Source organism: Janthinobacterium sp. TB1-E2 (assembly GCF_036885605.1).
Taxonomy (GTDB): domain Bacteria; phylum Pseudomonadota; class Gammaproteobacteria; order Burkholderiales; family Burkholderiaceae_D; genus Janthinobacterium; species Janthinobacterium aestuarii.
The window spans coordinates 4,290,260-4,313,897 of the sequence record NZ_CP142523.1 but is presented as its reverse complement, the minus strand read 5'-3'; the positions used below and the strand labels follow the sequence as shown (position 1 = coordinate 4,313,897).

The window sequence follows — 23,638 nt, the reverse complement described above, 5'->3', positions numbered from 1 at the left end:
CGCTGGGGGGAGCCGCTAGTTGCTGCTCAGGGTGCCGTTCAGCCGTGGGCCGCCAGCGCCGGGTAGTCCGTGTAGCCGGCCGCGTCCGGCGCGTACAGGGTTGCCGGGTTCAGCGGGTTCAATGGCGCGTCGCTGTGCAGGCGGATGGGCAGGTCGGGGTTGGCGATGAACCACAGGCCAAAGGCGACGGCATCGGCTTCGCCCTTGGCCAGCAGGGCTTCGGCCGCCGCCTTGTCCATTTTTTCGTTGGCAATGTACACGCCGCCGAATTCCTGTTTCAGGTAAGGGCCCAGGCGGTCGTCGCCGAGCGCTTCGCGCGCGCAGATGAAGGCGATGCCGCGCTTGCCCAGTTCGCGTGCCACATAGCCAAAGGTGGCGCGCGGGTCGGAATCGCCCATGTCGTGCGCATCGCGGCGCGGCGCCAGATGCATGCCGACCTTGTCCGCGCCCCATACTTCGATACATGCGTCCGTCACTTCCAGCATCAAACGGGCGCGGTTTTCAATTGAGCCACCATAGTTGTCGGTGCGCAAGTTGGTGCTGTCTTGCAGGAACTGGTCGAGCAGATAACCGTTAGCGCCGTGGATTTCCACGCCGTCGAAGCCCGCTTTTTTCGCATTTTCCGCGCCCAGGCGGTAGGCCGCGACGATACCGGGAATCTCTTCCACATCGAGCGCGCGCGGCGTGACGAATTCCTGTTGCGGGCGCACCAGGCTTACATGGCCGGCCGGCTTGACGGCGCTGGGCGCCACGGGCAGGTCGCCGTCGAGGAAGAGTGGTGCGGAAATGCGGCCCACGTGCCACAGTTGCAGCACGATCAGGCCGCCCGCGTCATGCACGGCCTTGGTGATGTGTTTCCAGCCTTCCACCTGTTCCTCGGACCAGATGCCCGGGGTGTCGGCGTAGCCCACGCCCTGCGGCGTGACGGCCGTCGCTTCCGAGATGATCATGCCGGCCGAAGCGCGCTGCGTGTAGTACTCGGCCATCAGGGCGTTGGGCACGCGGCCCGGATTGCCGGCGCGCGAACGCGTCAGCGGCGCCATGATGATGCGGTTTTTCAGTTGCAGGCTGCCAATGGTGATGGGATCGAATAAAGTTGCCATGATGGTTGTCTTTCCTGTCGAGAGTGCCGCGTGCGGCGATGTGGATGGGGTTGCTGTTACAAACCTTGCTGCATGTGATCGAGAAAGGCCTGGATGGTCGCTTCATTGCGGCTGAAGAAACTCCATTGGCCCACCTTGGTGGCCGAAATCAGGCCCGCCTTCTGCAAGCTGGCCAGGTGTGCCGACACCGTCGATTGCGACAGGTTCAGGCGCCGGTCGATCAGGCCGGCGCACACGCCCAGGTGCAGCGGGTGATCCTGCTCCTGGAAATACTGTTCCGGCTCCTTCAGCCATTGCAGGATCTGCCGCCGCACGGGATTGGCCAGCGCCTTGTGGATGGCGTCGATATCCATATTGTTTCTCCTGAACATACAATTCGCTTTTCAGCGATGTATATATCGTGTTTGTTCAATCCTAATATCGCTGTTTTACGATATGACTATCTTACGATATAAATGAAAAGCGTGCTGGCGGCACGCATTTTTGACGGATTCAGGCGGGAAGGGGATTGCGTTGCAGCACGGCCGGACCTGTCAGCACGATGCGCACCAGGTCCACCTGGCGCTGGGCGCCGGCCTTGGCGGTGGCGCTTTTGATCTGCGTGCGCGCCGTGTGGATGGAAATGCGCTGGCGTTCGGCGTATTCCTGCAGAGAATAGCCGTTGACGAGCGCTTCCGTCAGGCGCGCCTCGGCCACCGTCATGCCATAGAAATTGCGCAAGGTGGCGGCCAGCGAGGTGATCAGGTCGCTGCTGTCGCTGAGGAAAACGGCGATGGCGCTGGCCGAACCGAATGGGCTGTGCCAGGAGGGCAGGGGCGTGACGCGCAGGCGCAACTGTTCGCCCGTCAGTCCGTTCAGATTGAGCACGCCGCCGGGGCCGCCTGCCGCCGTCGTGCCCGTTTGTGCGGCCTCGTGCAGCAGGCGCCGTAGCGCGCCGTTGTCCGCTTCGCGCGGGCAATACAGGGGCGCGCCTTCGCGCAGCTGCAGCAGCCGCGTCGAAGCCGTCATGGCCAGCGCCCGCTCGTTGGCGTACAGCAATTGTGACGTGGCGTCGAGCAGCAGCACGCCAAACGGCAGCAATTCCAGTACCTGGGTGGAACTCTGGGACAGCACTTCCAGCCGGCGCAGCTTGCGCTGCAGGGCAAACGCCGTTTGCAGATGCGGCATCAGCTTGCGCATCAGCGCCAGCTCGCCCGCGTCGTAGGCACCCGCCCGTTCGCGGCGCACCACGGTGACGTTGGTGGAGCGTTCGGCGCGCAATTCGACGATGGCCGCCGCCGTATAAAAGATGTCTTGCGGGCGCAGCCAGTCCGTCCAGTATTCGGTTTTCTTCAGGCAATGGTCGGGAAACAGCATGGAGCCGGTGACGACGGCGCCTTCGCGGTGCAGGGAGGCGTCTTCCAGCCAGACGTTGCGCGCACCGTAATAGCTGGCAAAGCTGGCCATGGCGTCCGATTCGAAGCCATACGTGGCGGCCAGACCGCTGCCCGGCAGCTGGACATCGACTGAGCGGTTGCTGAAATCATTGGCCCAGATCAAGCCTGCGTGCGACTGCAACTGTTGCGCCAGGGCGGCCAGGAATTGCGACCAGGCACCATGTTGTGTGGCCGCTTCGTAGATCAGGGTAATCAGTGCCTGGCTGGCGACGGCGAGCGATGGCGTCATTGGCGATCCTCATGGCGGCAAGCGGTGGGCAAGACAGACAAGGGCGGCCTTTGCTTCGGCCGCCCGGCTTTCTTAACGCGATTCCAGCCAGCTTTTGCCGCCGGACGTGCACGTGCTGAGGCTGGCGTACTGGCTCACATAGTTATAGCCGCCGCCACAGCCGCCTTCGCCCGATTTGACGGGGCCGTAGCAAGCGCCTTCATAGCTGAGCTTACCATTGACGGTGGTACTTTTGACACAGAAATTGTAGTTGCTTGCCGTGGTGTTGTTGGGCAAGGTGGTGCCATTGTTTTGCCCGCAGCCCAGTTCCTTGCTCACGCTGCGCGCGTAGTCGACCATTTTCTGGTACGTGCCGCTGTAGTAGGCATCGGCCTTGGCTTTTTCTCCCAGCTTGCAGGCGGCGATCACGCTGTCGTAGCCGGAATCGGCCTGCGCATAGTTGCCCGATACCTGGATGCCGCAGGCGCTGGCCTGCTTGCGTTCCGCGTCGCTGATCAGATTGCTGTACTGGCAGTTTGCCGAGGTGCCGCTGGTGCCGCCGGCGCTGGTGGAACCGCTGCCCGAGCTGGTGTCGTCGCTGCCGCCGCCACCGCAGGCGGACAGCATGAGGCAGCCGAGTAAAGTGACGGCAAAGGTGGTTGGATGTGCTTGCATGATTTCCCCTGTGGACTGTGACGTGCCACCATGTATCTGGTGGTATCTTTTTTATTGCTACAAGGAATTGTATCGGGCATGTTTTTTGGAAACATCACCCATATGGGGTATGCGCGGGCAGCACGGAGTGGGGGAGGGCGGCCGGCTGGCCGCCCCGGCAGCCATCAGGCGAAGTGGAACAGCAGCAAGGCGATGACGGCAGGCACCGTTTGCAGGTAGAGGATGCGCGTCATGACGGTGGCCGCGCCCCACACGCCGGCCACGGCGATGCACGCCAGGCCGAACACGGTGAATGCATAAGCGATGGCCGCGTCCGGGTGAAAAAAGCCCAGCGCCAGCGCGGCGACAAGAAAGCCGTTGTAGCAGCCCTGGTTCGACATGGCGGGACGCACGATCTCCGCCTTTTCCTTGGACAGGCCAAACACCTTGCGTCCGCGCGCATCGAACAGCACGGTTTCCAGCAGCACTATATACACGTGCAGCAACAGGATGAGGGCGGTAAGGATTTGGGCCAGTAGCAACATTGTTGTTCCCGAAAGTGAATGGATGCGGCAATTATGCTGCCAAGTGCATGTTTTTTGGCAACTTTCGATTAGAGCGATGGTACTAGCGCAAAGTGTGCTTGGGGCAAGATTTTTCACCCAATGGTATACTTTTCCCTTTGCTCCTGTGGGGACGACCCCGCTCGATGTGGGGGCTGTATGGCGGGGACGACCCTGCCGCCTCGGGAGAAAAGTATGGCATGGATCATTCTGGTATTGGCGGGTTTGCTGGAAATCGGCTGGGCCATCGGCCTCAAATACAGCGCCGGCTTTACGCGGCTCGTGCCTTCCGTGCTGACAGCTGTTTCCATGGTGGGCAGCGTGGTGATGCTGGGCCTGGCCTTGCGCACCTTGCCGCTGGGCACGGCCTACGCCATCTGGACGGGCATCGGCACCGTCGGCACGGCCATCTTCGGCATCATGGTGCTGGGCGAGCCGGCCAGCGCCGCGCGCATCGCCTGCATCGCCCTGATCGTGTCCGGCATCCTGGGCTTGAAACTGCTCAGCCCACAATAAGGAGGCCAGCATGAGTCTCGCCATGACCTATTTCTACCTGGCCATCGCCATCATCGCCGAAGTGATCGCCACCAGCGCCTTGAAGGCCTCCGAGGGCTTCAGCCGCTTGTGGCCCAGTGTCATCACCGTGGTTGGCTACAGCATCGCCTTCTGGTGCTTGTCCCTGACCCTGAAGGTCATTCCTACCGGTATCGTGTATGCGATCTGGTCGGGCGTGGGCATCGTGCTCATTTCCGCCGTCGGCTGGTTCTGGTTCAAGCAGAGCCTCGACACGCCAGCCTTGATCGGCCTGGGGCTGATCATTGCCGGCGTGCTCGTGATTAACTTGTTTTCCAAGTCCGTCGGGCACTAGGAGCCTATCCCAGTAGATGAATACATCCCCTGCTGGCGCCCCTCAGAAGCGGGGACTGCGTTGATCGTCGTCGCGTGGCTCGCCACGCGTCCTCCTCACGCCTTGTCCGCGCTCCTGATGAACTACCAGCAGATGACGCTCCCTACTGGAATAGGCTCTAATCAGAAACTGCTGGCAACCCGCGCCAGGTAATACCACTCGGCATTGGCTTGCGCGTTGACGTCCGGGAACAGGATGTAGGCGTCGAACTCGGCCGTCACGGGCGTGCCGTCCGCGCGCACGCCGATCTGCTCGCCCTGTTGCACCTTGTCAAAGCTGGACCAGGTCTTGATGAAGCAGTCGCCTGCATCGAGCTTGTCGTGCACGACAACCATGTTCAGCGCTTCCATGTCGGCGTCGGCGATCGCTTCCGGCTGCGGCGCGTCGATGAAGCCGAGGAAGGCGAGCGTATTCATGATGGCGCGGTAGGCAACGTCCGGCGCGGCCGGGTCCGCGTGCTGGCCGCATTCCAGGGTCAGCGCATAGCCGCCCGTCGAGCGCATGTATTCGGTCGTGCCCACGCCGTAGCGCAAGACCATGCCCACCTGGTCGCTGCTGCCCAGGCGGCGCTGTACGCCGGCGCCATACGTTTGCAGCCAGCCATCGACGAAGCGGCGTACGCCCAGGCGGCGCGCCAGCGCGCGTTCCTTGTCTTCGTGCTTGAACGGTTGCAGCGGGCCATCGTTGTTGCGCGGTCCCACCATGACGAATGGCTGGCTGTCGGCATTGAACGAGTGCAAGTCCAGCAGCACGTCATGCTGGCCCAGCAGCGGGCACAGCCAGTTGGCGATGCGGTCTTCGAAATCCTGTGGATTGTCATTCGGGAACAGGTTGCGGTTCAGGTTGCGGTCGCCGCTGCGCACGCCCTTGGCGTAAGCGAGCGGGTTGGTGATGGGCACGAACGTGACGCTGCCGGCCACGATGGAGAGGGCGCCGCTGTCGAGTTCAGCCATCACGCGGTGGATGCCCTTGGTGCCGCAGGTTTCATTGCCGTGTACGGCGCCGGTGACGATCAGGCGCGGGCCGCTGCCTTGGCCCGTGTAGTTGATGGACTTGAAGTGGAGTGCGCTGCTCATGCTGGACATATCCTATGCTGTTGCGGGAAGGGAAAGCGGGGTCGGCATATTTTAGCGGGATTCGCCACAGGCTCCCGTAAAAATGTGCGCATCGTCGGGCCCGGCATGGCATGATCGGCGCCACCGTTGTTTTTACTTGCCGAGATCCATGTCTTCTTCATCTTCTTCGCGCCTGTCTGGCCTCGATACCTTGCGCGCGCTGGCCATCGTGCTCGTCTTCATGAATCATTATTTGCTGTTCGTCAGCGAGGGGGCGTTCGGTTTCTGGGGCGAAATCGGCTGGACGGGCGTGGACCTGTTCTTTGCCCTCAGCGGCTATCTGATCGGCAACCAGATCTTTGCGGCCTTGCGCAGCGAGCACGGCTTTTCCTTGCCGCGTTTCTATGCGCGGCGCTTCCTGCGCACCTTGCCCAGTTTCTACGCCGTGCTGGCCCTGTATTACTTGTGGCCCGCGTTTCGCGGCGATAGCGCGTTATTGCCGCTGTGGAAATTCCTGACCTTTACGCAGAATATCAATCTGACGCCGGGTACGGCGTTTTCGCATGCGTGGTCGCTCTGCGTGGAAGAGCAGTTCTACGTGCTGCTGCCGGCCGTGGCGCTGTTGATCGCCGCCTGCCGCAAGTCCCTGCTGTGGGCCTGGCTGGCCGTGGCCGCCAGCTTTATCGTCGGCATGCTGGTGCGCGCCTATTTGTGGGATGAGTATGTGCAAGTGCCACGCGGTGGCCTTGGCTATTACAAGTATATTTATTACGCGTCGTGGTGCCGCTTCGACGAGCTGGTGGCGGGCGTGGCGCTGGCGCTGCTGAAGAATTACCATCCGGCCGCCTGGACGCGCCTGACATCCCATGGCAACCGCAGCTTGCTCGCGGGAATCGCGGGCACGGCGCTGATGTTTTATGTATTCCTGAACGATCACTATGGCTACTGGGTGACGGTGTTCGGCTATCCGGCCCTGGCCGCCAGTTTTACCCTGCTGCTGATCGCGGCGCTCAGTCCAGCCAGCGCACTCTATCGACTGCGCGTGCCGGGCGCGGCCAGTCTGGCCCTGTGGTCGTATGCGATTTACTTGCTGCACAAGCAGCTGTGCATCTTATTGCGGCCCTATTTGCAAGGCGTTGGCCATGGCGCCGATAGCCTCACAGCGATACTGGCCAGTATTGCTGCCAGCATCGCCACGGGCTGGCTTTTATATGCTTTGGTGGAAACGCCGTTCATGCGCTTGCGGGCGCGCTACGTTCCCGCCACCCACGCCTGATTTACATATCGATGACGTCGAGCCCGCGCGGCGTGCCCACCAGCAATTCCAGGATCGCATGCACGCGCAGGTTCGTGTCCTCGTGTTCCGTGTTGAAGATCAGGGTGCGCAGGCCGGGCACGGCTTCCGTGATGTGGTCGCTGGCGTAGGCGTTGATCAATAACAAGACCAGGTCCGTGGCGCCCGCGCCGGGCTGGCGCCGCAGCCGGTCGTGGATCACGTTCAGCAGCGCGCGCTGCATGCGCGGCGTGGGGTTGGTGATGTAGGCGAAGACGCTCGGCGTGTTGGCGATGGCCGCGCAGATGCGCCGCTCGATCTCGTCGGGCTTCACGTCGGAGGCAATATCGAAATACGCGGCGTCCCAGCGCGTGCGCGCATACGGATGATGGGGCGGGAAAGAGTCGGCCGTTTCAAAACCGCAAATGCGGCTCAGGGTTTTCAGCCAAGTTAGTATGGTGGAATTCATGCCCCGATTCTAGCGGCATTCAAGGCGCTGCGGGCCCCCTCCATATAAAGGAGGCTGACGCCCGGAGAATGATTAAAGTTTCCTGTAAAACAGCCCTTGTCATTCTGGGAAAGCCTCTCTATAATGCTGGTCTTCGGGGCGGTTAGTTCAGCTGGTTAGAATACTTGGTCGACATCCAAGGGGTCGGGGATTCGAATTCCTCACCGCCCACCAGAATTTGGCAGTAGATGGTTTTAAAGGCGATTGCTGATGCAGTAATCGATAAAAAAGTTTTACGGGCGGTTAGTTCAGCTGGTTAGAATACTTGGTCGACATCCAAGGGGTCGGGGATTCGAATTCCTCACCGCCCACCAGAATGCAGTTAGAGAGAAAGGGTAAACCGGTTATGACACCGCGAACTACTACCAAGCTTTGGGAGTGACGCTAGTCGAACGGGTTTCCTTTGTCTCAAGAAAGTGAAAAACGCGGCTAGTCCGCGTTTTTTTGCGTCCGCGTTTTCCTTTCAGTTTTTCAGTCCACACCACATTGCAGTTTTACCTGGCGCCAGCGCCGATATGGAGATCAATATGCTTACAATCCGACTTCCCGATGGTTCCGCCCGTCAATTCGACGGTCCGGTCACCGTGGCCCAGGTTGCGGCCAATATTGGTACCGGCCTGGCCAAGGCTGCCCTGGCCGGCAAGGTCGATGGCAAGCTGGTCGATACTTCCTATCTGATCGAGCAAGACGCGGAACTGGCGATCGTGACGGACAAGGACGCCGATGGCCTGGAAGTGATCCGCCACTCGACGGCCCACTTGCTGGCGTATGCCGTCAAGGAATTGTTCCCCGACGCGCAAGTGACCATCGGTCCCGTGATCGACAACGGTTTCTACTATGACTTCGCCTACAAGCGTCCGTTCACGCCCGAAGATCTGAGTGCGATCGAAAAGAAAATGGCGGAACTGGCCAAGAAGGATGAGCAAGTCACGCGCAAGGTTGTCGCGCGCGACGAAGCCATCGAGTACTTCAAAGGCATCGGCGAAGCGTACAAGGCTGAACTGATCGGTTCGATCCCGGCCGACCAGGAAGTGTCGCTGTATTCCGAAGGCAAGTTTACGGACTTGTGCCGCGGCCCGCACGTGCCATCGACGGGCAAGCTGAAAGTGTTCAAGCTGATGAAGCTGGCCGGCGCCTACTGGCGCGGCGACTCGAAAAACGAGATGCTGCAGCGTATCTATGGCACGGCCTGGGCCAAGAAGGAAGATCAGGAACTGTATTTGCACAACCTGGAGGAGGCGGAAAAGCGCGACCACCGCAAGCTGGGCAAGCAGCTCGATTTCTTCCATTTCCAGGAAGAAGCGCCGGGCCTGATCTTCTGGCACCCGAAAGGCTGGTCGATCTGGCAGCAAGTCGAGCAATACATGCGCAATGTGTACCAGGTCAATGGCTATCAGGAAGTCAAGGCGCCGCAAATTCTCGACCGTGGCCTGTGGGAAAAAACGGGCCACTGGGACAATTACCGTGAAAACATGTTCATCACGGAATCGGAAAACCGCGCCTATGCGCTGAAGCCGATGAATTGCCCTGGCCATATCCAGATTTTCAACAATGGCATGCGCAGCTACCGCGACCTGCCATTGCGTTACGGCGAATTCGGCCAATGCCACCGCAACGAGCCGTCGGGCGCCTTGCACGGCATGATGCGCGTGCGCGGCTTTACGCAGGATGACGGCCACATCTTCTGCCTGGAAGAGCAGATCGCCGGCGAAGTGACGGCGTTCCACCAGCAGGCGATGGATGTGTACACGGCTTTCGGCTTCACGAATATCGATGTGAAACTGGCTTTGCGCCCTGATAACCGCATCGGCACGGAAGAGTCGTGGGATTTCGCCGAGGAATCCCTGCGTTCGGCCCTGCGCGCCTGCGGCGTGGAATGGACGGAATTGCCGGGCGAGGGCGCGTTCTACGGTCCGAAGATCGAATACCACCTGAAGGATAGCCTGGGCCGCGCATGGCAAGTGGGCACCGTGCAGATCGATCCGTCGATGCCGGGCCGCCTGGGTGCTGAATACGTGGCCGTGGACAACACGCGCCAGGTGCCGATCATGCTGCACCGCGCGATCGTCGGTTCGCTGGAACGTTTCATCGGCATCCTGATCGAACACTATGCGGGCGCCATGCCGTTGTGGCTGTCGCCGGTGCAAGTGTCGGTGTTGAATATTTCCGACGCTCAAGCCGACTATGTACAGGAAGTTACAACAAAACTGCGCAAAGCGGGGCTGCGTGTACAGGCTGATTTGCGTAACGAGAAGATTACCTATAAAATACGTGAACATTCCGTACAAAAATTGCCTTACATCTTAGTGATTGGCGACAAAGAGCGGGATGCGAATACAGTGGCCGTGCGGGCGCGGGGCAATGTCGATCTGGGCGTGATGTCCGTCGATGCCCTGATAGAGCGACTCAAACATGAAGTCGACACCAAGGCCTGACGAGGAAACTCGCTGCACGACCGTCTTACAAGATTTTTAAAGGAAATTACAATAGCTACTGACAAGTCACATCGCATCAATGGCGAAATCACTGCCCCTGAAATGCGTTTAAGCGGGGTCGATAACGAGCCACTCGGTATCGTAAGTTTGGCTGAAGCCTTCCGCCTGGCGGAAGAGGCAAACGTCGATCTGGTGGAAATTGCGCCTACCGCGCAGCCACCGGTGTGCCGTTTGATGGACTACGGCAAATTTAAGTATTCGGAGCAAAAGAAAGCTCACGAAGCCAAATTGAAGCAAAAGATCATCCTCGTGAAGGAAGTCAAATTCCGTCCGGGGACTGATGATGGTGACTACAATATCAAGTTGCGTAATCTCATCAAGTTCCTCGAAGATGGCGATAAAACCAAGATCACCTTGCGTTTCCGCGGTCGTGAGATGGCGCATCAGGATATTGGCTTCCGCATGCTGGAACGTCTGAAAGCCGATCTGGAGCCGTACGGCCAGGTCGAGCAGTTCCCGAAGATGGAAGGCCGCCAAATGATCATGGTTCTTTCGCCTAAGAAGAAGAAGTAAGATACAATAGCGTTTTACTGTGGATCGACGTGGTTTGTGCCTGCATGGGCGCGACACCAGATTCCAGGCAGAATTTGCGCGGCCCGGTCAGCAATGCCCGGGCCGCGTGAACTGTAGTGGACTCGCATCCGCTGCACAACATGTGAAAGCAGGCATCTAAGCGCAGCGTCGTGTTGCCACCTGCAATCCTGTTATAAATGGAGCTGTCCGTAAGAGGACAGATTGCTATGCCTAAAATGAAGACCAAAAGCTCCGCGAAAAAACGTTTTCGCGTGCGTCCAGGTGGAACAGTCAAGTCGGGTCACGCGTTCAAACGCCACATCCTGACCAAGAAAACCACCAAAAACAAACGTCAGTTGCGCGGTACCCGTAACATCAACGCATCGGATGTCACATCCGTCATGCGCATGATGCCGACTGCTTAATCTCACACTCAATTTAAGGAGTTACTATGCCTAGAGTAAAACGTGGGGTTACAGCTCGTGCCCGTCATAAGAAGATTCTTGTTCAAGCTAAAGGCTACCGTGGTCGCCGCAGCCGTGTATACCGTGTTGCCAAGCAAGCAGTTATGCGCGCTGGCCAATACGCTTACCGCGATCGCCGCAACAAGAAGCGCGTTTTCCGCCGCCTGTGGATCGCCCGTATCAACGCCGCTTCCCGTGAGCATGGCGTAACGTACAGCGTATTCATGAACGGCTTGAAAAAAGCAAATATCGAACTGGACCGTAAAGTCCTGGCCGATATGGCTGTGATGGACAAGCCAGCATTCGCTGCGATTGTCAACGCAGTTAAAGCAAAAATCGCTGCGTAAGCATCGGTCATTGCACAACGTCATCCGTAGGGTGACGTCATAAAGAGCGGGGCAGGGGTGTGAACCTTATGCCCCGTTTCCGTTTTTGATTGTTGGACTTTTGATAATCGAGTCCAGAATTGATGTCCAAAACAGGAAATGCCGCATGAACTCCCTAGAAGAACTCGTCGTCTCGGCCCAGGCTGACTTTATCGCCGCCGCAGACGCTGCCGCACTTGAAAACGCCAAAGCCCGCTACCTGGGCAAGACTGGCCAGATTACCGAAATGATGAAGGGCCTGGGCAAGCTGGACCCGGACGCGCGCAAGGCGCAGGGCGCCTTGATCAACGCCGTCAAAGTGCAGATCGAAGACGCGCTGACGGCGCGCCGTGATGCGCTGGCCGATGCCCAGATGCAAGGCCGTCTGAACGCCGAAGCGATCGACGTGACCCTGCCAGGCCGTGGCCGCATGCCAGGCGGCATTCATCCCGTGATGCGCACGTGGGAGCGGGTCGAGGAAATCTTCCGCTCCATCGGTTTCGACGTGGCCGACGGCCCTGAAATTGAAAACGACTGGACCAATTTCACGGCGCTCAACAGCCCGGAAAACCATCCAGCCCGTTCCATGCAAGACACGTTCTACATCGATGGCAACGACACCGATGGCAAGCCTTTGCTGCTGCGCACGCACACGAGCCCGATGCAGGTGCGTTATGCGCGCACGCATACGCCGCCGATCAAGGTCATCGCGCCGGGCCGCACCTACCGCGTCGACAGCGATGCCACCCATTCGCCCATGTTCCACCAGGTCGAAGGCTTGTGGATCGCCGAAGACATCAGCTTTGCCGACCTGAAGGGCGTGTACCTGAACTTCGTCAAGGCCTTCTTCGAGACGGACGACCTGCAGGTGCGCTTCCGTCCATCGTACTTCCCGTTCACGGAACCGTCGGCAGAGATCGACATCGCCTTTGGCTCGGGCCCGTTGAAGGGCCGCTGGCTGGAAGTGTCGGGCGCCGGCCAGGTGCATCCGACCGTCGTGAAGAACTTCGGCCTCGATCCCGAGAAATTCATCGGTTTCGCTTTCGGCTCCGGCCTGGAACGCTTGACGATGCTGCGTTATGGCATCAACGACCTGCGCCTGTTCTATGAAGGCGACTTGCGTTTCTTGAAGCAATTCAACTAAGCGTTGTTCCGTTTGATTCATGGCGCTTGAGCGCCTGTGCGCTCGCGCTGTGAGCTTTGACCCTTTGAAGGCTTGATTATGCAATTTTCCGAAAACTGGCTCCGTACCATGGTCGATCCGAAGATGACTTCGGACGAACTGGCCCATCTGCTGACCATGTCCGGTCTCGAAGTCGAGGACGTCGATCCTGTCGCGCCCCCGTTCTCGAACGTGGTGGTGGGCCTGGTCCTGGAGATGGAAAAACATCCGAACGCGGACCGCCTGAATGTATGCCAGGTCGACGTCGGCACGGGCACCATGCTCAACATCGTCTGCGGCGCGCCGAACGTGCGCCCGGGCTTGAAAGTCGTCTGCGCGATGGCCGGCGCCGTGCTGCCGCCTGGCGCCGATGGCAAGCCGTTTGAAATCAAGGTGGGCCAGCTGCGCGGCGTCGAGTCGCAAGGCATGCTGTGCTCCGCACGCGAATTGAAATTGTCGGAAGAAAACGCCGGCTTGATGGAATTGCCGGACGACGCGCCGATCGGCCAGAATTTCCGCGATTACTTTGCGCTCAACGACTTGAAATTCACCATCAAGTTGACGCCGAACAAGGCGGACTGCCTGTCCGTGCTGGGCGTGGCGCGCGAAGTGTCGGCACTCACGGGCGTGCCCCTGAATGCGCCGCAGTTCCGCACCGTGCCTGTTTCCAGCGACGAAATCCTGCCCGTGAAAGTCAGCGCGCCGGACCTGTGCGGCCGTTTCACGGGCCGCGTCATCCGCGGCTTGAACGCCAAGGCAGCCACGCCGGACTGGATGAAGCAGCGCCTCGAGCGCAGCGGCCAGCGTCCGCTGTCGGCCCTGGTCGATATCTCGAACTATGTCATGCTGGAACTGGGCCGTCCCAGCCACGTGTTTGACCTGGCCAAGATCCACGGCAGCCTCGACGTGCGTTGGGGCAAGGCGGGCGAATCCGTCAAGCTGTTGAATGGCAACACCATCGCCGTCGACGAGTGGATCGGCGTCATTGCTGACGATAAAGAAATCGAATCCTTGGCCGGCATCATGGGCGGCGACGCCAGTTCCGTGTCGGATGATACGGATAGCATTTATCTGGAAGCGGCATTCTGGTGGCCGAACGCCATTCAAGGCCGCGCGCGCCGTTTGAATTTCTCGACCGATGCGGCGCACCGCTTCGAGCGCGGCGTCGATTTCGCCACCACCGTCGAGCACATCGAACGCATCACCGCGCTGATCGTGGAAATTTGCGGCACGCCAGCGACCACCGTCGGCCCCGTCGACGACCACGTGGTGAACTTGCCGCAACGCCCGCCCGTATCGATGCGCACGGCGCGCGCGCAAAAAGTCATCGGCGTGCCGCTCAACGATGAGCTGATCGCCGATATCTTCACGCGCCTGGCCCTGCCATACACCTTGGCGGACGGCGTGTTTTCCGTGACCTCGCCCAGCTACCGTTTCGACATCGAGATCGAGGAAGACCTGATCGAGGAAGTGGCGCGCGTGTACGGTTTTGAAAACATCCCGACCTTGCCGCCCGTGGCGGCGAACGTGATGCAGATTGCACCGGAAAATACCCGCTCGCTGTTTGCGGTACGTCATGAACTGGCCGACCTGGGTTTCCAGGAAGTGGTTAACATGAGCTTTGTCGATACGGCATGGGAGCGCGATTTCTCGGGCAACACGAACCCGATCAAATTGCAGAACCCGATCGCCAGCCAGATGAGCGTGATGCGCTCATCGCTGATCGGCAGCCTGATCGCCAATGTGCGCTACAACCTGAACCGCAAGACGAACCGCGTGCGCATCTTCGAAGTGGGCGCCATCTACCAGCGCGACGACAGCGTGGAAAACGGCCCGTTGTCGGTGGCTGGCTACGCCCAGCCCAAGCGCGTGGCCGCCATGGCCTACGGCGCGGTTGCCGACGAGCAGTGGGGCCAGGCTGCGCGCACGGTCGACTTCTTCGACGTGAAGGCGGACTTGGAGGCGCTGTTCGCGCCGCTGGTCTTGCGTTTCACCAAGGCGGAGCATCCGGCCCTCCATCCGGGCCGTTCGGCCAACGTGGAGCTCGATGGCAAGGTCATCGGTTTCATCGGCGAATTGCACCCGCGCTGGATGCAAAAGTATGACTTGCCGCTGGCGCCCGTGCTGTTCGAAGTCGACGCCGCTGCCTTGACGCAAAGAGTCGTGCCCGCGTACCAGGAAATCTCGAAATTCCCTGGTGCCAGCCGCGACCTGGCCGTGGTCGTCAAGCAATCGGTGGCCGTGCAGGATCTGCTCGACAGCTTCCACGCGGCAGCGAAGGGGAGCCCGGCAGCGCGTATCGTGCAAGCCATTGTTTTATTTGATGAATATCGTGGAAAAGGTCTGGAAGCGGATGAAAAAAGCCTTGCTTTCCGGATTAGCTTGCAAGATACTCAAAACACCCTGCAAGACGATGTCGTCGATGGCCTGATGGCTGTCCTGATCGATGCGGCCAAGCAGGGCCACGACGCGAAACTGCGTTCGTAATTATCGGACTGGCCGTCGCCTTGCGTGACGGCCTTTCCGTCGTCAATCGTAGACGAGCTTGCCATGTGGCGAGCTCGGGCGCACAGAAAAGGCAGGGCAGGAAAATTAATAACAGCGACGTTGATTCCGCCGTACTGCAATCCGCACTGGCCGCCGATTTGCATCGGGCCATGCTGGTTGCCAAAGTGCGCCAGGAAGCGGAAAAAGATTTACCGACCTTGACCAAGGCGGAACTGGCCGAACTGTTGTTCGAGCAAGTGGGCCTGAACAAGCGCGAAGCGAAGGATATGGTCGAGACCTTTTTCGACGAAATCCGCAACGCGCTCGAGCGTGGCGAGGCCGTCAAGTTGTCCGGTTTCGGCAATTTCCAGTTGCGCGACAAGCCGCAACGGCCGGGCCGCAATCCGAAGACGGGCGAAGAGATCCCCATCACGGCGCGCCGTGTCGTGACCTTCCATGCGAGCCAGAAGCTGAAAAGCATGGTCGAAGAGACCAGTCCGCTGGCACGTGCTGCCTGAGTGAGTGGCGATGAACGAGCGCATCAGTAAAACCGAGTTGATCGCCCTGCCGCCCATTCCGGCGAAACGCTATTTCACGATCGGCGAGGTGAGCGAGTTGTGCGGCGTCAAACCGCACGTATTGCGCTACTGGGAGCAGGAGTTTTCCCAGCTCAAGCCGGTCAAACGACGTGGAAACCGCCGTTATTATCAGCACCATGAGGTGCTGCTGATACGCCGCATCCGCGAATTGCTGTACGAGCAGGGCTTTACCATCAGCGGAGCGCGCAACAAGCTCGACAGCCGTGGCGCTTCGCATGCCATCGCCGACGAGCTGCCGGTCATGCCTGCCGTGCCGCAGGAAGCGCCGTTGGACCGCGTGTGGATACGCAATGAATTAATGGCGATTTTAACCTTGCTAAAATAAGATTTGTACCAATATAGGTGGGGTTGTCCGGTAGCAGTTGACCAAGTTGACTATACTGCATGGGCGCCCAGCCTTGGCGCTCACGCTACCGTACGGCGCGCCATATTTTGAATATAATGTTAATGTTGCGTTTTTGTTAGTGACGCTGAACCGGAGCAGCGTTCAGGTTCCGGTAGTCTTTCCCAGGCCAGGAAAATTTAAGGGGAAACAATGATACGCGTTGCCATTTGTGATGATCACCAAATAGTACGAGCTGGATTCAAACAGATTTTTTCGTCTTCTGACGATTTCAGTGTGGTGGCGGAAGCCGGTACGGGGCGCGAAGCGCTCGATATCGCCCGCCGCGAAATTTGCGATGTATTGCTGCTCGATATAGCCATGCCCGATCAAAGCGGCATCGATACCTTGCGCACGATCCGCCAGGGCCAGCCGGAATTGCCCGTGCTGATACTCAGCGGCTATCCCGCGCAGCAATACGCGCTGAACCTGTTCAAGATGGGCGCGAACGGCTATCTGAACAAGGAATGCGAAGCCGACGAGCTGATGACGGCCGTGCGCACCGTATTCCAGGGACGCCGCTATGTCAGCTCCACCGTGGGCGAGTTGCTGGCGCAGTCGTTCGACCGCGACACGAATGCGGCCCTGCATACGGAATTGTCGGACCGTGAGTTCCAGGTCTTCTTGCGCCTGGCGCGCGGCGCCACCGTGTCCGATATCGGCGTGGCCTTATCGCTGAGCATCAAGACGGTCAGTACCTACCGTACGCGCATCATGGAAAAAATGGGCTTGCAATCTAACAGCGACTTGACCTATTACGCAATGAAAAACAATTTGCTTGACTAGCGCTGCGGTGCGATCATTGAAACATGATCGCTCAGCCAGCTAGCCAGCACGACTTGTGCAGTGCAGCAGTTTGTGGCGAGGACTATAATTGGCCGGCGCCGGCGCTCTTTCCCGCGCCGAACCTTGCTAAGGATGCACATCAGGATGTATTTCACCGCTGAACCGGCCCCGAATCACCGCCTGCCCCTGTACAAGACGATCCTGTGCGTGACGTGCGCCTTGTTGCTTGTACTTAATGGCTTCAGTCTTTATCACAACCTGCAGTCGCTGAAGGGCACGAACGCCTTGCTCAGCCAGAGCGCCCGTGTGGCCGACCGCCTGCAGTATTTGAATGTGCTCGTGCTCGATGCGGAAAGCAGCTTGCGCGGCTATTTCATTTCCGGCTCCGAAACCTATCTGGGGCCGTCGAAGACCGCCACCACCGAAATCGAAAACGAATTCAACGAGCTGCAAACCTTGCTCGCGGGCAGTCCTACCCAGCTGAAAAATCTGGGCCAGCTGAAAAGCTTGATCCGTCGCAAGATGTCGATGTTGCAACAGTCAATCGACGTCTACAAGCAGGGCGGGCTGGCCGAGATCGTGAACATTTCCCGCGTCACCGATGACCGCGCCACCATGGACGAGATCCGCCTGCAGGTGGTGATCATGACGCGCGAGCAGAATGAAGCGCTGTCGACCGGCAGCGCCGCCTTTTATCATGAGTATCAGAAAGCCGTGCTGCTCGGCATCGGCATCAATGCCCTGGCCATTCTCGTGCTGATCATGTTTTACCAGCTGGTGCGGCGCAGCTTCCAGAACCGCGCGGCCGTCGAGTATGCATTGCAAAATGCTAACGACACCCTGGAATCGACGGTCAGCAAGCGTACCGAGCAGTTATCCGTGCTGTCGCGTCATTTGATCAGCGTCAATGAAGTGGAAAAAGCGCGGCTGGCGCGTGAGCTGCACGATGAGCTGGGCGCCAACTTGACATCGATCAGCATGGACTTGGGCGCCGTCACGCAGCAACTGGCGCACACGCAGCCGGAACTGGCGACGCAATTGCGCCGTGCCAAGGCGACCTTGCTGGAAACGGTGGAACTCAAGCGCCGCATCGTCGAGGATTTGCGCCCGAGTCTGTTGGACAACCTGGGCCTGTGCGCCGCCATCGAAAGCTATTGCGAGGATTTTGCGCGCATGAGCTCGGTTCGTTGCGAAACGGACGTGGCCATCAATATCGACAACCGCGAGGCTACCCTGACGATTGCCCTGTTCCGTATCGTGCAGGAATCGCTGACGAATATCATGAAATATGCGCGTGCCGGCATGGTCAGCGTGACTTTGAAACGCAACGAACACGGCCTGGTGCTGCGCGTGATCGACGACGGCATCGGCATCACGGAAGCTGCGCTGCAAAAACCGATGTCGCACGGCTTGCTCGGTATGCGCGAACGGGCTTTGCTGCTGGGCGGTACTCTCACCGTGCGCCAGGGACCGGAAGGCAAGGGGACATGCGTGGAAGCCGTGATTCCGCTGCCGCTGACGCCGGAGCCGGAAGACATCGACGCGGATATCGAAGCGTAATTTTCTTTGAGATAAAAAAATGGCCGGGCATGCAGCCCGGCCATTTTTTATTTATCTTGCAGGATCAGCAGCGGGAAACGTCGCGCAGCAAGCGGTCGTATTCCGTCTTGGCCACTTTGTAGCACTCGCCCGCATAGCATTCCAGGCCGGCGCGGTCCAGCACCGTGATATTGCCGCGGCGATAGTGGATCAAGCCTTCTTCCTGCAGCTTGCCGGCGGCGGCCGTGATGCTTTCGCGGCGCACGCCCAGCATGATCGAGATCAACTCTTGCGTCACTTTCAATTCATTCGATGGCGAACGGTCCAGGCGGTCCAGCAGCCAGCGGCACAGCTTTTGTTCGATCGAGCTGTGGCGGCCGCCGACGGCGTTCTGTGCCATTTGCGCAAACAGGGCGTTGGTGTAGCGCATCAGCAACTGGGGCAGGGCGCCGCCTTGATTGAACGCATCGCGCAGGCTTTGCGTTTTCAGGCGGTAGCCGTAACCGGCGCTTTGCACGACAGCCGTGCACATGGCGCGCTCGCCTGCCAGCAGCGAGGCACCGGCCACGCCTTCATGGCCGACGACGGCGATTTCCGTCGTGGCGCCATCTTCCATCACATACAGCAGCGAAATGATGGCGGTGGTGGGGAAGTAGCTGTATTCCAGGTTGTTACCGTAGGCATACAATTCCTTGCCGAACGGTAGTTCCACCAGTTCCAGGTCTTCGAACAGCGATTCAAGCGCGGCGCGCGGCAGGGCGGCCAGCAATTCATTCTGTTGGGCACTGCTGAGGCTAACCCGCGACGCAAGCTTGATTTCCCGTCCGGCCGCCGGCATGGCGCGCGGCAGCAACTGGTTCTTCTGGACCGGGGTGCTAAGTTGAGTTTGGTTCATAGTATTCCTCACAGGCTTTTTACATCGGAGTGCGACTGCCGCGTTGCTGGTCAAAGAAGCTGCCGTGCTCATGTGATAACGGCGTTTTGTTCGACCGCGCGGTGCAGATCGCGATGTAGCTACTTTAAAAGCTTATGTAAGTGGCGAACATAAGATTAGCAGTCGCCACTTTGTAGTCTCATTTGAGGCGGAATTGTAGTCCTTGTCCTACGTGCACACTTTTGACTAGCTAGCCTTGCGCCGTTCCGCGCGATTTTGTGATATGACGCGCGGTTTATTGGCGCTCCACAGACCGGCCGGACGCACGCTGGGCAAGCCGTCGCGCACGGCTGCGGCCGGCGCCTGGCGCGGGTTTGGCGCCTCGTGCTCGCCCAGGCGGAAGCGGCTGACGGCCTGCGTCAGCGCTTCGCCTTCCTGGTGCAGGCGCTGCGAACCGGCGCGGGCCTCGTCGACCAGGCCCGCGTTCTGGCGCGTCATGTCGTCGATTTGCGCCAGCGCCTGGTTGATGCGGGCGATCTCGCCATTCTGCTCGGCGCCGGCGCTGCTGATGCGTCCGATCACCACGGCCACCTGCTGCACGGCGTCGACCACTTGCCGCATGGTGTTGCCAGCGGCATTGACGAGGTCGCCGCCGGCATCCACGGTGGCGACGGAATCGCCGATCAGACGCTTGATTTCCAGCGCCGCCTCGTTCGAGCGCTGGGCCAGGCTGCGCACTTCGGAGGCGACGACGGCAAAGCCGCGCCCTTGCTCGCCGGCTCTAGCCGCTTCGACGGCCGCGTTCAGGGCCAGGATATTCGTCTGGAAGGCGATGCCGTTGATGACGCCGATGATATCGACGATCTTGTGCGAGCTGGCCTTGATCGAGGCCATGGTGTCGACCACGGCGCCCACGGTCTGGCCGCCGCGAAGGGCCACGTCGGCCGCCGTCGCCACCAAGGTGCGCCCCTGTCCTACGTGCGCCTCGTTGCGGCCCACGGTGGCCGTCAGCTCGCGCATCGAGTCCACGGTGGCGCCCAGTGCATCGGCCTGCGTGGCCGTGTGGCCGGACAGGGCGGCGTTGCCCTGGGCGATATCGGCGCCGGCCGCCGCGATGACGGCCGCGCCGCTGCGGATTTCCTGCACCAGGGTGGCCAGGCCGTGCGTCATGGCACCGAAGTCGCGCACCAGGTCGCCGATCTCGTCGTGCGCCTGCGAGGTGATGCGCTGCGACAGGTCGCCCGCCGCCGCCGCGCCGACGGCCACGCGCAATTGCGTCACGTCGCGCGCGAACGCGGCATAAAAGCCCGCGCACAGGTAGGCGGCGGCCAGCAGCACCAGCAGCATGGCCGCCAGGATCAGGGCGCGTCGCGCCTCGTCGCGGGCGATGCGCTGCGCCAGCAAATCGTCCAGGGCGCCGGCGGAAGCGCCGGACAGCGCCTGCAGGGCGTCGATCGCCTGCATGCCGGCCGCATGGAATTGCGCGCCCGACGTCTGGTCGTAGGAATTCGTCACCTCGTTTTTCGTGCGTTCGAGGAAAACCAGCGCGGCTGGCACGGCTTTCAGGGCCGGCTGCACGCTGGCGCGCAGTTCCGGCCGGCTGGTGAGGATTTCGTCGAAGCGGGCCGGCAGGCGCTCCAGTTCGTGGCGTGCGATCAGCGCGTTGGCGTTGACGAGCTGATCTTCATTCGCCTCGAACAGGCCCGTGTCGATGTAGGCGGCGCCGCGCCCGGCGATGTCGGACAGGCTTTCGGCCAGGTCGGGCAGGGTGGCGGTGAAGACGGCGCTCAGGTGGTTGGCGCCCGCGTCCGGGTCCAGGCTCAGGTGCGAACGGTCGGCCACCAGCTGGCCCAGTTTCGCCGCCTGGCGCAGCAGCGCCGTATGCGCCGCGTAGCTGTCGCGCGCCGCGAGGCCGGCCTGGCGGCCCAGCAGGGCTTGCCACTGTTTCGTCAGCTCGGCCGCCTGCGGCAGCCCGGCGCCGGCAGGCAGGCGCGCCAGGGCCGCCAGCGCGGCCGTGATGCGCGCGTTCAGGGCCGTGTTGTCCATGCCCGCCTTGCCGCTCAGGCGCAAGTGTTCGAGGCCGCGCCGCTGCTGCAGCAGGCGTGTGCCTTCCTGCAGCTGGCGCACATAGGCCACGCCCCGCTGCGCATCCTGCGCCTGGGCCAGCGATTTGCCCAGCTCCGAGATCAGCAGGGTGGTCGCCAGCGCCAACGGCAGCAGGAAGACCAGGCAGACAAGCATGAATTTGGGCAGCAGGCGCAAGCGCTGCATGAGTCGGATGGCGGGGGTGAGGAGGATTTTCATCGGGTTTCCAGGGTAGGGTGACAACATTTCTGCAGTGCAATGTTGCCTGCGGATTGTGACCCCTTGATGAAGTGCGCCCTGATGCGGTCATTTTTGCCGTTCGCCAGAGTGAAGCAGTTCACACGGAAGGCCGATCCTTCTGTAAAATCGAGGGTTTTTTGCGAGGGCCATATTATGGTCACCAATATGGCCAACGAGAACGACATCAACACCCCCGATTCCAGCGACAACGCGGACAGCGCAGCAGCGCCAGCGAGCAGCAAGGCGCCGGCCGTGATCGCGCGCGAAGTGCAGCGCCGCCGCACCTTCGGCATCATTTCCCACCCCGATGCCGGTAAGACCACCCTGACGGAAAAACTGCTGCTGTTCTCGGGCGCGATCCAGATGGCCGGTACCGTCAAGGCGCGCAAATCGGGCCGCCACGCGACGTCGGACTGGATGGAGATCGAGAAGCAGCGCGGCATTTCCGTCGCTTCCTCGGTGATGCAGTTCGAATTCCGCGACCACGTCGTCAACCTGCTCGACACCCCCGGCCACCAGGACTTCTCGGAAGATACCTACCGCGTGCTGACGGCGGTCGACTCTGCGCTGATGGTGATCGATGCGGCCAAGGGCGTGGAAGCGCAGACGATCAAGCTGCTGGCTGTGTGCCGCATGCGCAATACGCCGATCGTCACCTTCATGAACAAGATGGACCGCGAAACGCGCGATCCGCTGGACCTGCTCGACGAACTCGAATCCGTGCTGAAGATCCAGTGCGCGCCCGTCACCTGGCCTATCGGCATGGGTAAGAACTTCCGCGGCGTGTACCACCTGCTGAACGACGAGATCATGCTGTTCAAGGCCGGTGAAGAGAAGGCCGACGGCGCCTTTGAAATCATCAAGGGCATCGACAACCCGCGCCTGCAGGAGATGTTCCCGCTCGAGATGGACCAGCTGCGCATGGAAGTGGAACTGGTGCATGGCGCATCGAACCCGTTCAACCTGGAGGAATTCCTCTCCGGCGTGCAGACGCCCGTGTTCTTCGGTTCGGCCATCAACAACTTCGGCGTGCGCGAGATCCTGTCCGCGCTGGTCGACTGGGCGCCGGCGCCGCGCGAGCGCGATGCGACCGTGCGTTCGGTGGCCCCGTCCGAGCAGCCATTTACCGGTTTCGTCTTCAAGATCCAGGCGAACATGGACCCGGCCCACCGCGACCGCATCGCCTTCTTGCGCGTGTGCTCGGGACGTTTCGAGCGCGGCATGAAGGTCAAGCATTTGCGCCTGGGGCGCGAGATCAAGGTGTCGAACGTGGTGACCTTCATGGCTTCCTCGCGCGAACAGGTGGAAGAAGCGTACGCGGGCGACATCATCGGCTTGCCGAACCACGGCAACATGCAGATCGGCGACAGTTTTTCCGAAGGCGAGATGCTGACCTTTACGGGCATCCCGTATTTTGCTCCGGACTTCTTCCGCTCCGTGCGCATCCGCAATCCGCTGAAGATCAAGCAGCTGCACAAGGGCTTGCAGCAGCTGGGCGAAGAGGGCGCGGTGCAAGTCTTCAAACCGGTGCAGGGCGGCGAACTGGTACTGGGCGCCGTCGGCGTGCTGCAGTTCGAAGTGGTGGCGAGCCGCTTGCTCAACGAGTATGGCGTCGACGCCGTGTTCGAAGGCACGAGCATCAGCAGCGCGCGCTGGGTCAGCTGCGACGACAAGCGCATCCTGCAGGATTTCGAAAACGCGCTGGGCCACAACGTGGCCTACGATGCGGCCGGCAACATGGCCTACCTGGCCACGTCGGGCGTCAACCTGCGTTTGACGGAAGAGCGCTGGCCGAAGCTGAAATTCCACGCGACGCGCGAGCATTCGGCGAAATTGGCTTGATGTAGCGTAGTGGTGTCGGGTTACGCGCTTTGCGCTAACCCGACCTACGCCGGCCTACCTGTTCATGGCGTAGGTCGGATTAGGCCAACGGCCGTAAT

At 60.5% G+C, this 23,638-nt stretch carries 23 protein-coding genes and 2 tRNA genes; 16 read left to right on the top strand and 9 right to left on the bottom strand.

Annotated elements, in window-relative coordinates:
* Window positions 1–38 precede the first annotated feature (38 nt).
* The 5 genes from OPV09_RS19330 to OPV09_RS19310 all read right to left on the bottom strand — a co-directional run bounded on the left by OPV09_RS19330 (window position 39) and on the right by OPV09_RS19310 (window position 3,946).
* Entirely contained in the window at window positions 39–1,103 is a 1,065-nt protein-coding gene (locus OPV09_RS19330) for an alkene reductase (RefSeq protein WP_034751928.1), read from the bottom strand.
* A 56-nt stretch (window positions 1,104–1,159) separates the two neighbouring features.
* The gene (locus OPV09_RS19325; RefSeq protein WP_034751927.1) at window positions 1,160–1,456 is read right to left on the bottom strand and encodes an ArsR/SmtB family transcription factor; all 297 of its coding nucleotides are present in this window, start codon (window positions 1,454–1,456) and stop codon (window positions 1,160–1,162) included.
* Between the two features lie 139 nt (window positions 1,457–1,595).
* The gene (locus OPV09_RS19320) at window positions 1,596–2,768 is read right to left on the bottom strand and encodes a helix-turn-helix transcriptional regulator (RefSeq protein ID WP_338679137.1); all 1,173 of its coding nucleotides are present in this window, start codon (window positions 2,766–2,768) and stop codon (window positions 1,596–1,598) included.
* Between the two features lie 72 nt (window positions 2,769–2,840).
* Window positions 2,841–3,422, bottom strand: coding sequence for a hypothetical protein (locus tag OPV09_RS19315; RefSeq protein WP_139248212.1), 582 nt, complete (start codon window positions 3,420–3,422; stop codon window positions 2,841–2,843).
* 164 nt (window positions 3,423–3,586) lie between these two features.
* A complete protein-coding gene (locus OPV09_RS19310; RefSeq protein ID WP_034751924.1) occupies window positions 3,587–3,946 on the bottom strand; it encodes a DUF1304 domain-containing protein in 360 nt (119 codons plus the stop codon).
* 213 nt (window positions 3,947–4,159) lie between these two features.
* Between OPV09_RS19310 and sugE the strand changes: the two genes are divergently transcribed.
* Both sugE and OPV09_RS19300 read left to right on the top strand, forming a co-directional pair.
* The gene (gene sugE / locus OPV09_RS19305) at window positions 4,160–4,480 is read left to right on the top strand and encodes a quaternary ammonium compound efflux SMR transporter SugE (protein WP_046684095.1); all 321 of its coding nucleotides are present in this window, start codon (window positions 4,160–4,162) and stop codon (window positions 4,478–4,480) included.
* A 22-nt stretch (window positions 4,481–4,502) separates the two neighbouring features.
* Complete coding sequence (locus OPV09_RS19300) at window positions 4,503–4,832, top strand: SMR family transporter (RefSeq protein WP_070217979.1); 330 nt, start codon at window positions 4,503–4,505, stop codon at window positions 4,830–4,832.
* 161 nt (window positions 4,833–4,993) lie between these two features.
* On the opposite strand, the gene OPV09_RS19295 is transcribed toward OPV09_RS19300, so the two are convergent.
* Window positions 4,994–5,956 carry a succinylglutamate desuccinylase gene (locus tag OPV09_RS19295; RefSeq protein WP_425323997.1) on the bottom strand — a complete coding sequence of 321 codons (963 nt, stop codon included), beginning with the start codon at window positions 5,954–5,956 and terminating at the stop codon, window positions 4,994–4,996.
* Between the two features lie 139 nt (window positions 5,957–6,095).
* On the opposite strand from OPV09_RS19295, the gene OPV09_RS19290 reads away from it, so the two are divergent.
* A complete protein-coding gene (locus OPV09_RS19290) occupies window positions 6,096–7,202 on the top strand; it encodes an acyltransferase (protein WP_319991189.1) in 1,107 nt (368 codons plus the stop codon).
* Window position 7,203: 1 nt separating this feature from the next.
* Here OPV09_RS19290 and OPV09_RS19285 read toward each other — a convergent pair whose 3' ends face one another.
* Entirely contained in the window at window positions 7,204–7,668 is a 465-nt protein-coding gene (locus OPV09_RS19285) for a hypothetical protein (protein WP_070304716.1), read from the bottom strand.
* Window positions 7,669–7,804: 136 nt separating this feature from the next.
* On the opposite strand from OPV09_RS19285, the gene OPV09_RS19280 reads away from it, so the two are divergent.
* From OPV09_RS19280 to OPV09_RS19225, 12 genes are all read left to right on the top strand, one after another.
* Window positions 7,805–7,881, top strand: a tRNA-Val gene (locus OPV09_RS19280).
* A gap of 63 nt (window positions 7,882–7,944) precedes the next feature.
* A tRNA-Val gene (locus tag OPV09_RS19275) sits at window positions 7,945–8,021 on the top strand.
* A gap of 213 nt (window positions 8,022–8,234) precedes the next feature.
* Complete coding sequence (gene thrS / locus OPV09_RS19270; RefSeq protein ID WP_070304825.1) at window positions 8,235–10,142, top strand: threonine--tRNA ligase; 1,908 nt, start codon at window positions 8,235–8,237, stop codon at window positions 10,140–10,142.
* Window positions 10,143–10,154: 12 nt separating this feature from the next.
* Window positions 10,155–10,715 carry a translation initiation factor IF-3 gene (gene infC / locus OPV09_RS19265; RefSeq protein WP_205711303.1) on the top strand — a complete coding sequence of 187 codons (561 nt, stop codon included), beginning with the start codon at window positions 10,155–10,157 and terminating at the stop codon, window positions 10,713–10,715.
* Window positions 10,716–10,942: 227 nt separating this feature from the next.
* The gene (gene rpmI, locus OPV09_RS19260) at window positions 10,943–11,140 is read left to right on the top strand and encodes a 50S ribosomal protein L35 (RefSeq protein WP_038493025.1); all 198 of its coding nucleotides are present in this window, start codon (window positions 10,943–10,945) and stop codon (window positions 11,138–11,140) included.
* 26 nt (window positions 11,141–11,166) lie between these two features.
* On the top strand, window positions 11,167–11,526 hold the full coding sequence (gene rplT / locus OPV09_RS19255) for a 50S ribosomal protein L20 (protein ID WP_010399214.1): 360 nt from the start codon (window positions 11,167–11,169) through the stop codon (window positions 11,524–11,526).
* Between the two features lie 145 nt (window positions 11,527–11,671).
* Entirely contained in the window at window positions 11,672–12,688 is a 1,017-nt protein-coding gene (pheS, locus tag OPV09_RS19250) for a phenylalanine--tRNA ligase subunit alpha (RefSeq protein WP_034751917.1), read from the top strand.
* 78 nt (window positions 12,689–12,766) lie between these two features.
* The gene (gene pheT, locus OPV09_RS19245; RefSeq protein WP_338679134.1) at window positions 12,767–15,193 is read left to right on the top strand and encodes a phenylalanine--tRNA ligase subunit beta; all 2,427 of its coding nucleotides are present in this window, start codon (window positions 12,767–12,769) and stop codon (window positions 15,191–15,193) included.
* Window positions 15,194–15,363: 170 nt separating this feature from the next.
* Window positions 15,364–15,711 (top strand): integration host factor subunit alpha, encoded by a 348-nt coding sequence (locus OPV09_RS19240; protein ID WP_010399205.1) that lies wholly within the window; start codon window positions 15,364–15,366, stop codon window positions 15,709–15,711.
* Window positions 15,712–15,721: 10 nt separating this feature from the next.
* The gene (locus OPV09_RS19235; protein ID WP_338679133.1) at window positions 15,722–16,117 is read left to right on the top strand and encodes a MerR family transcriptional regulator; all 396 of its coding nucleotides are present in this window, start codon (window positions 15,722–15,724) and stop codon (window positions 16,115–16,117) included.
* A 210-nt stretch (window positions 16,118–16,327) separates the two neighbouring features.
* On the top strand, window positions 16,328–16,960 hold the full coding sequence (locus tag OPV09_RS19230; RefSeq protein ID WP_010399201.1) for a response regulator: 633 nt from the start codon (window positions 16,328–16,330) through the stop codon (window positions 16,958–16,960).
* A gap of 144 nt (window positions 16,961–17,104) precedes the next feature.
* Window positions 17,105–18,520 (top strand): CHASE3 domain-containing protein, encoded by a 1,416-nt coding sequence (locus OPV09_RS19225; RefSeq protein WP_034751914.1) that lies wholly within the window; start codon window positions 17,105–17,107, stop codon window positions 18,518–18,520.
* Between the two features lie 64 nt (window positions 18,521–18,584).
* On the opposite strand, the gene OPV09_RS19220 is transcribed toward OPV09_RS19225, so the two are convergent.
* Both OPV09_RS19220 and OPV09_RS19215 read right to left on the bottom strand, forming a co-directional pair.
* On the bottom strand, window positions 18,585–19,394 hold the full coding sequence (locus OPV09_RS19220; RefSeq protein ID WP_034751913.1) for a Crp/Fnr family transcriptional regulator: 810 nt from the start codon (window positions 19,392–19,394) through the stop codon (window positions 18,585–18,587).
* A gap of 225 nt (window positions 19,395–19,619) precedes the next feature.
* Window positions 19,620–21,677 carry a methyl-accepting chemotaxis protein gene (locus tag OPV09_RS19215; protein WP_338679132.1) on the bottom strand — a complete coding sequence of 686 codons (2,058 nt, stop codon included), beginning with the start codon at window positions 21,675–21,677 and terminating at the stop codon, window positions 19,620–19,622.
* A gap of 186 nt (window positions 21,678–21,863) precedes the next feature.
* On the opposite strand from OPV09_RS19215, the gene OPV09_RS19210 reads away from it, so the two are divergent.
* The gene (locus OPV09_RS19210; protein WP_034751986.1) at window positions 21,864–23,540 is read left to right on the top strand and encodes a peptide chain release factor 3; all 1,677 of its coding nucleotides are present in this window, start codon (window positions 21,864–21,866) and stop codon (window positions 23,538–23,540) included.
* Window positions 23,541–23,638: the final 98 nt, after the last annotated feature.